Annotated in this window: 11 protein-coding genes, 1 tRNA gene and 1 pseudogene; 8 read left to right on the plus strand and 5 right to left on the minus strand. The window is 66.3% G+C overall.

All coding sequences use genetic code 11. The features are described 5' to 3' along the window. Positions 1 to 12 precede the first annotated feature (12 nt). Together A5782_RS14775 and A5782_RS14780 are read left to right on the plus strand one after the other, a co-directional pair. A complete protein-coding gene (locus A5782_RS14775) occupies positions 13 to 828 on the plus strand; it encodes an oxygenase MpaB family protein (protein ID WP_067101196.1) in 816 nt (271 codons plus the stop codon). Between the two features lie 11 nt (positions 829 to 839). Then, the gene (locus A5782_RS14780) at positions 840 to 1,235 is read left to right on the plus strand and encodes a VOC family protein (protein ID WP_067101199.1); all 396 of its coding nucleotides are present in this window, start codon (positions 840 to 842) and stop codon (positions 1,233 to 1,235) included. 5 nt (positions 1,236 to 1,240) lie between these two features. Here A5782_RS14780 and A5782_RS14785 read toward each other — a convergent pair whose 3' ends face one another. From A5782_RS14785 to A5782_RS14805, 5 genes are all read right to left on the minus strand, one after another. Next, complete coding sequence (locus A5782_RS14785; RefSeq protein ID WP_067101202.1) at positions 1,241 to 2,359, minus strand: epoxide hydrolase family protein; 1,119 nt, start codon at positions 2,357 to 2,359, stop codon at positions 1,241 to 1,243. A 126-nt stretch (positions 2,360 to 2,485) separates the two neighbouring features. Then, positions 2,486 to 2,560 (minus strand) — tRNA-Val (locus tag A5782_RS14790). A gap of 46 nt (positions 2,561 to 2,606) precedes the next feature. Continuing rightward, complete coding sequence (locus A5782_RS14795; RefSeq protein WP_067101205.1) at positions 2,607 to 3,068, minus strand: peroxiredoxin; 462 nt, start codon at positions 3,066 to 3,068, stop codon at positions 2,607 to 2,609. Then, positions 3,068 to 3,490, minus strand: coding sequence for a DUF3052 domain-containing protein (locus A5782_RS14800; RefSeq protein WP_067101208.1), 423 nt, complete (start codon positions 3,488 to 3,490; stop codon positions 3,068 to 3,070). Before A5782_RS14800 ends, A5782_RS14795 begins: the two co-directional genes overlap by 1 nt. 84 nt (positions 3,491 to 3,574) lie before the next feature. Further along, complete coding sequence (locus A5782_RS14805) at positions 3,575 to 4,162, minus strand: hypothetical protein (protein ID WP_082942936.1); 588 nt, start codon at positions 4,160 to 4,162, stop codon at positions 3,575 to 3,577. Between the two features lie 183 nt (positions 4,163 to 4,345). On the opposite strand from A5782_RS14805, the gene aceE reads away from it, so the two are divergent. The 6 genes and pseudogenes from aceE to kasB form a co-directional block, all read left to right on the plus strand. After that, entirely contained in the window at positions 4,346 to 7,135 is a 2,790-nt protein-coding gene (gene aceE / locus A5782_RS14810) for a pyruvate dehydrogenase (acetyl-transferring), homodimeric type (RefSeq protein WP_067101284.1), read from the plus strand. Positions 7,136 to 7,202: 67 nt separating this feature from the next. Next, on the plus strand, positions 7,203 to 8,525 hold the full coding sequence (locus A5782_RS14815; RefSeq protein WP_067101215.1) for a CdaR family transcriptional regulator: 1,323 nt from the start codon (positions 7,203 to 7,205) through the stop codon (positions 8,523 to 8,525). Between the two features lie 143 nt (positions 8,526 to 8,668). Further along, complete coding sequence (locus A5782_RS14820) at positions 8,669 to 9,577, plus strand: ACP S-malonyltransferase (protein WP_067101218.1); 909 nt, start codon at positions 8,669 to 8,671, stop codon at positions 9,575 to 9,577. Positions 9,578 to 9,662: 85 nt separating this feature from the next. Beyond that, positions 9,663 to 10,007 carry a meromycolate extension acyl carrier protein AcpM gene (gene acpM, locus A5782_RS14825; RefSeq protein ID WP_067101222.1) on the plus strand — a complete coding sequence of 115 codons (345 nt, stop codon included), beginning with the start codon at positions 9,663 to 9,665 and terminating at the stop codon, positions 10,005 to 10,007. Beyond that, on the plus strand, positions 10,004 to 11,254 hold the full coding sequence (kasA, locus tag A5782_RS14830) for a 3-oxoacyl-ACP synthase KasA (RefSeq protein WP_067101225.1): 1,251 nt from the start codon (positions 10,004 to 10,006) through the stop codon (positions 11,252 to 11,254). The genes acpM and kasA overlap by 4 nt, the downstream gene beginning before the upstream one ends. Before the next feature lie 81 nt (positions 11,255 to 11,335). Then, positions 11,336 to 11,925, plus strand: a pseudogene (gene kasB, locus A5782_RS14835) (3-oxoacyl-ACP synthase KasB); the annotation flags it as partial.

The following is an 11,925-nucleotide window of genomic DNA, read 5'->3' on the forward strand; positions in this document are numbered from 1 at the left end:
GCAAGGTCCGCGATGAAGCGGTCCGCAACTCGGGTCGCCGACCTGTTGAACCCGGCGGCGATGTTGTTGCCCGCCGCGAACGTCATCATGCAGTTGTCCTTGCCCGGCGTCGGCTATGGCGTGCTGGAAAGCCCGGTGGACAGCGGCAATGTCTACAAGCATCCGTTCAAGCGCGCCCGCACCACGGGCACCTATCTGGCGGCCGCCACCATCGGGACCGAGTACGACCGGGCGTTGATCTGCGCGGCCGTCGACGTCGCCCACCGGCAGGTGCGCTCGACGTCGTCAAGCCCGGTGTCCTACAACGCTTTTGACCCCAGATTGCAACTGTGGGTGGCGGCGTGCCTCTACCGGTACTTCGTCGACCAACACGAGTTCCTGCATGGCCCGCTGGACGACGCGACGGCCGACGCCGTCTATCTCGACGCCAGGCGGCTGGGCACCACACTGCAGGTGCCCGATCGGATGTGGCCACCCGATCGCACCGCGTTCGACGAATACTGGAAACGCTCCCTCGACGAGCTGCGCATCGACCCTGCGGTACGCGAACACCTGCACGGCGTGGCGTCGTTGGCGTTCCTGCCGTGGCCATTGCGGATGCTGGCCGGGCCGTTCAACCTGTTCGCGACAACGGGGTTTCTGGCCCCGGAGTTCCGGGCGTTGATGCGGCTGGACTGGTCGCCCGGCCAGCAGCGCCGCTTCGGTTGGCTGGTGTGGAGTCTGCGGCTGGCCGATCGGTTGATTCCGCACTGGGCGTGGATCTTCGGTTACCGGCTCTACCTGTGGGACATGCGATCTCGGGCGCGGCAAGGCCGGCGGGTCGTCTAGCGTGGCAAGGCATGACCTTTCCAGCGCTCAACCACGTCGCGGTCACGGTGCGCGACATCGCGATCAGCGGCCCCTGGTATCGCAATCTGCTCGGCGCCGACCCCATCCTCGACGAGCACACTGACGCCGGCTTTCACCACCAGGTGTGGATGCTTGATGGCGGCACCATATTCGGCATTCATCAGCACGACCGGCCGGCACCCGAGGAACAGTTCAGCGAACATCGCGTCGGCCTCGACCACGTCGGCTTCGGCTGCGCCAGCCGCGCCGAGCTACAGAACTGGGTCGCCCGGCTGGGCGAACTGGGCATCGTGCACGGCGGCATCGTGGATGCGCCCTATGGTTCGGGGTTGAGTTTTCGCGACCCCGACGGCATCGCGCTGGAGTTCTTCGCCCCGCCCGCCTGATCGGCTCAGCGCACCGTCGCGAAGAACGCGCGGAGGTCCTCGACGAACAGCTCCGGTTGTTCGAAGGCCGCGAAATGCCCGCCCCGCGGCATGTCCGTCCAGTGGGTGATGTTGTAGACCGGCTCGCACCAGCTGCGCGGCGCCTTGAGCAGCTCCCCGGGGAAAGCCGCGACGCCGGTGGGCAATTCGACGCGATCTCCGCGGCCCCACACCGCCGAGCTCTCCCAGTACAGACGGGCCGAGGACGCGGCGGTGTTGGTCACCCAATAGACCATGACGTTGTCGAGCAGCTCGTCGCGGCTGACCGCGTTCTCGGGGTGCCCGTCGCAATCGGCCCAGTCCCAGAACTTTTCGACGATCCAGGCCAGCTGACCCACGGGCGAATCGGCCAGGCCGTAGCCCAGCGTTTGCGGGCGGGTGGACTGTTGCTTCGAATAGCCGGTGCCCCATTTGCGGTGGTTGGCCAGCCCGGCCAACGCTCGTTGCTCCTCCTCGGTCGGGTTCGTCAGCGAGCCCTTGGTGGGCCGGCCGACCGGCATATTCAGGTGGATGGCCACGCAGTGGCCTCGATTGCGGCCTATCTGTGTCGTGACGGCGGCGCCCCAGTCCCCGCCCTGGGCGCCGTAACGGTCGTAGCCCAGGCGCAGCATCAGCGTTTCCCATGCCTGCGCGATCTTTTCCACGCCCCAGCCGGTGCCGGTGGGTTTCCCGGAGAACCCATAGCCCGGAAGCGACGGACAGACCACGTGGAAGGCGTCCTCGGCGCGCCCCGAGGCGGGATTGGTCAGCGGTTCGATCACCTTGTGGAATTCCACGATGGAGCCCGGCCAGCCGTGGGTGATCAGCAGCGGGAAGGCGTCGGCGTGCGGCGACCGCTGGTGGATGAAATGGATGTCCAGCCCATCGATTTCGGTGGTGAACTGATCGAAACGATTGAGCGCGGCCTCCCGTGAACGCCAGTCGTAGTCGTTGGCCCAATAGTCGGCCAGCTCCCGGGTATAGGCCAATGGCATGCCCTGGCTCCAGTCGTCCACGCATTCGGCCTCGGGCCAACGCGTGCGGGCCAGCCGCGATCGCAGGTCGTCAAGAACGTCGTCGGGAACGTCGATGCGGAACGGGTTCACGCGTTCATTATGGCTGTGCCCCGGGCTCGAACGGGTCTGCGCATGACCCGGCTCCGAAGATCGCCGAGTGTGACGCCACGGCGAAATGCGGCGTGATTTTCCGACGTGGTGTCACACTCGGCGAATTGGTGGGCGCGGACGGTATCGAACCGCCGACCGCTGGTGTGTAAAACCAGAGCTCTACCACTGAGCTACGCGCCCGTTGCTGCGGGCAGGCTACCCGCCAGAAGGCCAAGACCCCAAAATCTCAGGCCCTCAACGCCGCCAGGGCGTCGCTCCAGAGCCGCTGGTCGCGGGACTCGCCGGGCTGTTTCATCTCGGCGAAGCGAATGATCCCGGACCGGTCGACGACGAACGTCCCGCGGTTGGAGTAGCCGGCATCCTCGTTGAACACGCCGTAGCTCTGGCTGACCGCGCCGTGTGGCCAGAAGTCCGACAACACCGGAAAAGTGAAGCCGCTGTCCAGCGACCAGACCCGATGCGTGGGCGGCGGGCCGACCGAGATGGCCAGGGTGGCGCTGTCGTCGTTTTCGAAATCGGGCAGGTGGTCGCGCAACCGATCCAGCTCGCCCTGGCAGATCCCGGTGAATGCCAGCGGGAAGAACACCAGCAGAACGTTCTTGGCATCCCGGTAGGAGCTCAGCGTGACTCGCTGTTGATTCTGGTCGCGCAGGGTGAAATCCGGGGCGGGGGTGCCGACGGGCAGCATCAACGCTTCCCGGCCCGGGATTTCGGCTGCACCAAGCGGCTGGCGCTCCAGTCCCCCAGGTTGACCGACGAGGTCGGCATCAGACCGGCGGTGGGGGCGGCCTCAGCGATTTCGGCCGGCAGTACGTGCCCCGGCTTGCCGGTCTTGGGCGTCAGCACCCAGATCACGCCGTCTTCGGCCAGCGGACCGATCGCGTCCATCAGGGTGTCCACCAGGTCGCCGTCACCGTCTCGCCACCACAGCAGCACGACGTCGACTACCTCGTCGGTGTCTTCGTCGAGCAACTCAGCACCGCAGGCTTCCTCGACCGCGGCGCGGATCTCGTCATCGGTGTCTTCGTCCCAGCCCCACTCCTGGACAACTTGGTCCCGTTGGATGCCCAATTTGCGAGCGTAGCTCGGGGCGTCATCCGCCGCGACCACCGTGGAGCCTCCTTCAACATCCGAGCGCTGTGCGATTGGGGATTATCGTCGCACAGCCAGAACTCGGTCCATACTTCCGCATCATTACGTAGCCAGGCAGAGTTTCACTGCGTTCTTTTTCGTGTCGTTGAGTTGATCGACTCGCTTGTTGAATTCCGACGTCCCCGCGTGCGTGCCAATGGCGTTGGCCACCGCGCGGGCGGCGTCGATGTAGGCGTTGAATGCGTCCTTGATCTGCTGCGACATGGCGTCGTTGAAGCTGTTGCCCACCGTGGTGGCGCTGTCGTTGAGGGCGTCGATGGCCGGGCCCTCGGTGGGGCCGGTGCCGCGGCCCGCGTTGAAGGCCTTGACGAATTCGTTGGTCTTGTCGATCGCGTTCTTGCTGGTGGTGATCAGCGTGGCGCAGGCGGTGCGGACCGCCTTGGTGGTCAGCGATTGCTGCCGCTGGGACTCCCGAACGCTCGACGTCGCCGATGACGCCGACACCGACGCCGACACCGACTGCCGGTAGGCCGGAGCCACCTTGGTGTCGGGCGTTGCCGTGCCGTTGGTGACGGAGGTGCACCCCACGATGCCTATCAGCGCCACGGCGATACAACCGAGGGCCAAGGCTCCACGCCGGGGCAAAGCCCTCACCTGCATCTGAGGGACGGCACGCCACCGGGTGAGCACAAGCCTGACGTTACCGGGTGGGTTATGCACCCGCCCCATACACGCCGAGTTCAAGTTCGCCAGGTGAGCTCCGTCGGCTATTCGATGTCGGCTATCCGCGCGAAACGCCCGTGCGGCACGATGGTGGGCAGGGTGCGACCCACCCGTTACGGCACACATTCCGCCAACAACAGGAGTAGTGCGTTGACAACTGAGTTCGTGCGCCACGATCTGGCGACAAACCCCAACGGGGCAACCGAACCCGACCGCGTTCGGGTGATCCGCGAGGGGGTGGCCTCCTACCTACCCGACATCGATCCAGAAGAGACGTCGGAGTGGCTGGAGTCCTTCGACGAACTGCTCGAGCGCTCGGGCCCGTCGCGGGCGCGTTATCTGATGCTGCGATTGCTGGAACGCGCAGGCGAACAGCGAGTCGCCATCCCGTCGCTGACGTCAACCGACTACGTCAACACCATTCCGACCGAGCTGGAGCCGTGGTTCCCCGGCGACGAGGACGTCGAGCGGCGCTACCGCGCGTGGATCCGGTGGAACGCCGCCATCATGGTGCACCGTGCCCAGCGCCCGGGAGTCGGTGTGGGGGGCCACATTTCGACCTACGCGTCGTCGGCGGCGCTGTACGAAGTCGGCTTCAATCATTTCTTCCGCGGCAAATCGCATCCCGGTGGTGGGGACCAGGTATTCATCCAGGGCCACGCGTCCCCGGGCATTTATGCGCGCGCCTTCTTGGAAGGCCGGCTGACCGCCGATCGGATGGATGGCTTCCGGCAGGAGCACAGCCACGCCGGCGGCGGACTGCCCTCCTACCCGCATCCGCGGCTGATGCCCGACTTCTGGGAATTCCCCACGGTGTCGATGGGCCTGGGCCCCCTCAACGCCATCTATCAGGCGCGCTTCAACCACTACCTGCACGCCCGCGGCATCAAGTACACCTCCGACCAGCACGTGTGGTGCTTCTTGGGCGACGGCGAGATGGACGAGCCGGAGAGCCGCGGTCTGGCGCACGTCGCGGCGCTGGAGGGTTTGGACAACCTGACGTTCGTCGTCAACTGCAACCTGCAGCGTCTCGACGGCCCGGTGCGCGGCAACGGCAAGATCATCCAGGAGCTGGAGTCGTTCTTCCGCGGCGCCGGCTGGAACGTCATCAAGGTGGTCTGGGGCCGCGAGTGGGATGCCCTGCTGCACGCCGATCGCGACGGCGCGTTGGTGAACCTGATGAACACCACCCCGGACGGGGACTACCAGACGTACAAGGCCAACGACGGCGCCTACGTGCGCGACCACTTCTTCGGCCGCGATCCGCGCACCAAAGCGCTCGTGGAGAACATGAGCGATTCGGAGATCTGGAATCTCAAGCGCGGTGGCCACGACTATCGCAAGGTGTACGCCGCCTACCGGGCCGCCGTCGACCACAAGGGTCAGCCGACGGTGATCCTGGCCAAGACCATCAAGGGCTACTCGCTGGGTGCGCATTTCCAGGGCCGCAACGCCACACACCAGATGAAAAAGCTTGCGCTGCAGGATCTTAAGGACTTCCGCGACGCGATCCGGATTCCGATCAGCGACGCCCAGCTGGAAGAGGATCCCTACCTGCCGCCCTACTACCACCCCGGCTCCGATGCCGAGGAGATCCGCTACATGGTCGACCGCCGGCGCACCCTGGGTGGCTTTCTGCCCGAGCGGCGCACCAAGGCCAAAGCGTTGCGGCTGCCCGGCCGTGACACCTACGCCGCGCTGAAGAAGGGGTCGGGAACCCAGGAGGTCGCCACCACCATGGCGACGGTGCGGACATTCAAGGAAGTGTTGCGGGACTCCGAAGTTGGTCCGCGCATCGTGCCGATCATTCCCGACGAAGCGCGCACCTTCGGCATGGACTCGTGGTTCCCGTCGCTGAAGATCTACAACCGCAACGGCCAGCTGTACACCGCCGTGGACGCCGAACTGATGCTGGCCTACAAGGAAAGCGAAGTCGGGCAGATCCTGCACGAGGGCATCAACGAGGCCGGGTCGGTGGGGTCGTTCATCGCGGCCGGCACGTCGTACGCGACGCACAACGAGCCGATGATCCCGATCTACATCTTCTACTCGATGTTCGGTTTCCAACGCACCGGTGACGGCCTGTGGGCCGCGGCCGACCAGATGGCACGCGGCTTCCTGCTCGGAGCCACCGCCGGGCGCACCACGCTGACCGGCGAGGGCCTGCAACACGCCGACGGCCACTCGCTGCTGCTGGCCAGCACCAACCCGGCGGTGGTCGCCTACGACCCGGCGTTCGCCTACGAAATCGCCTACATCGTGGAAAGTGGGCTGGCGCGGATGTTCGGGGAGAACCCCGAGGACGTCTACTTCTACATCACCATCTACAACGAGCCGTACGTGCAGCCCCCCGAGCCGGAGAACTTCGACCCCGAGGGCGTACTGCGGGGCCTCTACCGCTACCACGTCGCCACCGAACAACGGGCGAACAAGGCGCAGATCCTGGCGTCGGGGGTGGCCATGCCGTCGGCGCTGAACGCGGCGCAGATGCTGGCCGCGGAGTGGGACGTCGCCGCCGACGTGTGGTCGGTGACCAGCTGGGGCGAGCTGAACCGCGACGGTGTGGCCGTGGAGCGGGCCAAGCTGCGCCATCCGGACCGCCCGGCCGGTGTCCCGTACGTCACCCAGGCCCTCGCGGACGCCAGCGGCCCGGTGATCGCCGTCTCGGACTGGATGCGCGCCGTTCCCGAGCAGATCCGGCCCTGGGTGCCGGGCACCTTCGTCACCCTGGGCACCGACGGGTTCGGGTTCTCCGACACCCGGCCCGCGGCGCGGCGCTACTTCAACACCGACGCCGAATCGCAGGTGGTCGCGGTGCTCGAGGCGCTGGCGCGCGACGGTGAGATCGATCCCTCGGTGCCGATCGCCGCCGCCCGCCAATACAAGATCGACGACGTGCAGGCCGCCCCGGAACAGACGTCCGATCCCGGCGTGTCCTGAGGCTCAGGGCGACGGCCACGCGCCGCCTTTGGCGGAAACTTCTAGAAAACACGCGTAGCTTTTAGGGGTGAATGACAACCCCTTCGCCGGTCCGTTCGCCAAACAGCCCCGGTCACCGCTCGAGTTGCTGGACACGGTGCCGGAGTCGGTACTGCGGCGGCTGAAGCAGTATTCGGGGCGGCTGGCTACCGAAGCGGTCTCCGTCATGCAGGACCGGTTGCCGTTCTTCGGCGACCTGGAGGCGTCGCAGCGGGCCAGCATGGCGTTGGTGGTGCAGACGGCCATCAACAACTTCGCCGAGTGGATGCAAGACCCGCACAGCAACGTCAGCCACACCGCGCAGGCCTTCGAGCTGGTGCCCCAGGACCTTGCCCGCCGGATCGCGTTGCGCCACAGCGTCGACATGGCCCGCGTGACCATGGACTTCTTCGAGGAAGTCGTCCCGTTGCTGGCCCGCTCCGAAGAGCAGCTGACCGCGCTGACGGTGGGCATCCTGAAGTACAGCCGCGATCTGGCGTTCACCGCCGCCACCGCCTACGCGAACGCGGCCGAGGCACGCGGGACCTGGGACAGCCGGATGGAGGCCAGCGTCGTCGACGCGGTGGTCCGCGGCGATACGGGCCCCGAGCTGCTGTCCCGCGCCGCGGCACTGAACTGGGACACCACCGCCCCGGCGACGGTCGTGGTCGGCACGCCGGCCCCCGGGCGCGACGGGTCGACCGGGCCCGACGACAGCGAACGCGCGAGCCAGAACGTCCGCGACATCGCCGCACGCCACGGGCGCGCGGCCCTCACCGACGTGCACGGCACCTGGCTGGTCGCGATCGTGTCCGGCCAATTGTCGCCGACCGACAAATTCCTGGGCGATCTGCTGGTGGCGTTCGCCGACGGCCCCGTGGTCGTCGGACCCACCGCGCCGATGCTCACGGCGGCCTACCACAGCGCCAGCGAGGCGATATCCGGCATGAACGCCGTCGGTGGATGGCGCGGAGCGCCACGTCCCGTGCCGGCCCGCGAACTGCTGCCCGAACGTGCCCTGATGGGCGACGCGTCGGCGATCGTGGCGCTGCACACCGACGTGATGGGGCCGTTGGCCGACGCGGGTCCGACGCTGATCGAGACCCTCGACGCTTACTTAGATTGTGGCGGCGCGATTGAAGCTTGTGCCAGAAAGTTGTTCGTTCATCCAAACACCGTGCGCTACCGACTCAAGCGGATCACCGACTTCACCGGCCGCGATCCCATGCAGCCCCGTGATGCATATGTGCTGCGAGTGGCGGCGACGGTGGGCCAACTCAACTACCCGACCCATCCTTCTAGCGCCGCCAACAACGCCATGCCGGCGGTTCCGCTGCCGGTCAAAGGGGCTGTGGCGGGACAATTCGGGTGATAGTGACCCAGGCAACAAATCGCGGCACGATATCAAACCCGTAGCTTACAGAGCTATTTTGTAGGGTATATACAAAAACCTAAGACGAGGTTCATAATCTGTTACACCCGCCAAAACCGTTTCCACAGTGTTCTCTTAAACACGTGATCGCATTACTTGCGCCCGGACAGGGTTCGCAGACCGAGGGGATGCTCTCGCCATGGCTGGAGCTGGCCGGCGCCGCTGACCAGTTGGCGCTGTGGTCCAAGGCCAGTGGCCTCGACCTCGTGCGCCTGGGCACCACCGCATCGACCGAAGAGATCACCGACACCGCGGTCACCCAGCCGCTGGTCGTGGCCGCCACGCTGCTGGCCCACCAGGAGCTGAGCAAGCGCGGCCTGCTGTCGGACGCGGACCTGGTCGTGGCCGGCCACTCCGTCGGAGAGATCGCCGCCTACGCGATCGCCGGCGTGATCGCCGCCGACGACGCCGTCGCCCTGGCCGCCACCCGCGGCGCTGAGATGGCCAAGGCGTGCGCCGTCGAACCGACCGGCATGTCCGCGGTGCTCGGTGGTGACGAGGCCGACGTTCTGACCCGCCTCGAGCAGCTCGACCTGTTCCCGGCCAACCGCAACGCCGCCGGGCAGATCGTTGCCGCCGGCTCGCTGACCGCGCTGGAGAAGCTGGCCGAGGACCCGCCGGAAAAGGCCCGGGTGCGCGCTCTTGGTGTGGCCGGAGCGTTCCACACCAAGTACATGGCATCGGCGCTGGACGGCTACGCCGCCGCTGCGGCCGCCGTCCAGCCGTCCGAACCCACCGCCACCCTGCTGTCCAACCGCGACGGCAAGCCGGTCGCCTCGGCGGCCGCGGCGATGGAGGCGCTGGTCGCTCAACTGACCCAGCCGGTGCGCTGGGACCTGTGCACCGCGACGCTACGTGACCTGGAAGTCACTGCGGCCGTGGAGTTCCCGCCCGCGGGCACGCTCACCGGTATCGCCAAACGAGAACTTCGGGGACTTACGGCTCGTGCCGTGAAGTCGCCCGCAGACCTGGACGCTTTGGCTGAGCTCTAAAGCCAGCTCGACCAGTTGCAAACCAGTACAACCGCATAGCACGTCAATTCGACTAACACACAACACATTACGAAGGGAACACGCCGTGGCTGTCAGCCAGGAAGAAATCATCGCCGGTATCGCCGAGATCATCGAAGAGGTAACCGGTATCGAGCCCTCCGAGGTCACCCCGGAGAAGTCGTTCGTCGACGACCTGGACATCGACTCGCTGTCGATGGTCGAGATCGCCGTTCAGACCGAGGACAAGTACGGCGTCAAGATCCCGGACGAGGACCTCGCTGGTCTGCGCACCGTCGGTGACGTCGTCTCCTACATCCAGAAGCTCGAAGAAGAGAACCCCGAAGCCGCCGAGGCGCTGCGGGCCAAGCTGGAGACCGACAACCCCGAGGCGGTCGCCAACGTCAAGTCGAGGCTGGAAGCGGACAAGTGAGCAAGCCTTCCACTGCTAACGGCGGTTACCCCAATGTTGTGGTAACCGCCGTCACGGCGACGACGTCGATCGCGCCGGACGTCGAGAGCACGTGGAAGGGTTTGTTGGCCGGCGAAAGCGGCATCCACGTCCTCGAAGACGAGTTCGTCACCAAGTGGGACCTGCCCGTCAAGATCGGTGGGCACCTCAAGGAGCCCATCGACGAGCACATGAGCAGGCTCGACATGCGGCGGATGTCGTACGTCCAGCGGTTGGCCAAGGTGCTCAGCGCTCAGTTGTGGGAGACCGCCGGTAGCCCGGAGGTCGATCCCGACCGGTTCTCGGTCGTGGTCGGCACCGGCCTCGGCGGCGCCGAACGGATCGTGGAGACCTACGACCTGATGAACGAGGGCGGCCCCCGCAAGGTCTCGCCACTCGCGGTTCAGATGATCATGCCCAACGGCGCCGCAGCCGTGGTGGGTCTGCAGCTCGGTGCCCGCGCCGGGGTCATCACCCCGGTGTCGGCCTGTTCGTCGGGTTCCGAGGCAATTGCCCACGCCTGGCGTCAGATCGTCATGGGTGACGCCGATTTCGCGGTGTGCGGGGGTGTCGAGGGCCCCATCGAGGCGCTGCCGATCGCGGCATTTTCGATGATGCGGGCCATGTCGACGCGCAACGATGAGCCGGAGCGCGCATCGCGGCCGTTCGACAAGGACCGCGACGGCTTCGTGTTCGGTGAGGCCGGGGCGATGATGGTCATCGAGACCGAGGAGCATGCCAAGGCACGCGGCGCCAAGCCGCTGGCCCGTTTGCTGGGCGCCGGCATCACGTCGGACGCGTTCCACATGGTCGCGCCGGCGGCTGACGGCGTGCGTGCGGGCCGGGCAATGACGAGGTCGCTCGAGTTGGCGGGGTTGTCCCCCAAGGACATCGACCACATCAACGCGCACGGCACCGCGACGCCGATCGGCGACACCGCCGAGGCCAACGCCATTCGGGTCGCCGGTTGCCAGGAGGCGGCGGTGTACGCGCCGAAGTCCGCTTTGGGGCACTCGATCGGTGCGGTCGGAGCGCTGGAATCTGTTCTCACGGTATTGAGCCTTCGGGACGGCGTGATACCGCCAACACTGAACTACGAAACACCTGATCCCGAGATCGACCTTGATGTTGTCGCGGGCGAACCTCGCTACGGCGATTTCCGTTACGCGATCAACAACTCGTTCGGCTTCGGTGGTCACAACGTGGCACTCGCCTTCGGGCGTTATTGAGCACGGCATCCGGCGACGATGCGGGCCGAGATGGCCCGAGCAGGAGCCGGACAAGTTAGGGAAGGAACGTTCGCAAGACCCATGACAGAGCTGGTTACCGGGAAAACGCTCCCGAATGTAGTTGTCACTGGCGTCGCCATGACGACTGCACTGGCAACTGATGCCGAGAATACCTGGAAGCTGTTGTTGGACAGCCAAAGTGGTATCCGCAAGCTCGAGGACCCCTTCGTCGAGGAGTTCGACCTGCCGGTGCGCATCGGCGGGCATCTGCTGGAGGAGTTCGACAGCCAGTTGACCCGCGTCGAGCTGCGTCGGACCGGCTACCTGCAGCGGATGTCGACCGTGTTGAGCCGGCGGCTCTGGGAGAACGCCGGGTCTCCCGAGGTCGACAGCAACCGCTTGCTGGTGTCCATCGGTACCGGTTTGGGTTCGTCGGAAGAGATGGTCTTCAGCTACGACGACATGCGCGCTCGTGGCATGAAGGCCGTCTCTCCGCTTGGGGTGCAGAAGTACATGCCCAACGGCGCCTCGGCGGCGGTGGGGCTGGAGCGCCACGCCAAGGCCGGGGTGATCACCCCCGTGTCGGCGTGCGCCTCGGGTTCGGAGGGCATCGCGCAGGCCTGGCGCAACATCGTGTTCGGCGAGGCCGACATCGCGATCTGCGGTGGCGT

The organism is Mycobacterium sp. 852002-40037_SCH5390672, assembly GCF_001665875.1.
Classification (GTDB): domain Bacteria; phylum Actinomycetota; class Actinomycetes; order Mycobacteriales; family Mycobacteriaceae; genus Mycobacterium.

What these genes read in the sequence shown, in the direction of transcription:
- A5782_RS14775 (WP_067101196.1), top strand. Translation starts at nt 13, where the DNA reads ATGAAGCGGTCCGCAACTCGGGTCGCCGACCTGTTGAACCCGGCGGCG.
- A5782_RS14780 (WP_067101199.1), top strand. Translation starts at nt 840, where the DNA reads ATGACCTTTCCAGCGCTCAACCACGTCGCGGTCACGGTGCGCGACATC.
- A5782_RS14795 (WP_067101205.1), bottom strand. Translation starts at nt 3,068, where the DNA reads ATGCTGCCCGTCGGCACCCCCGCCCCGGATTTCACCCTGCGCGACCAG.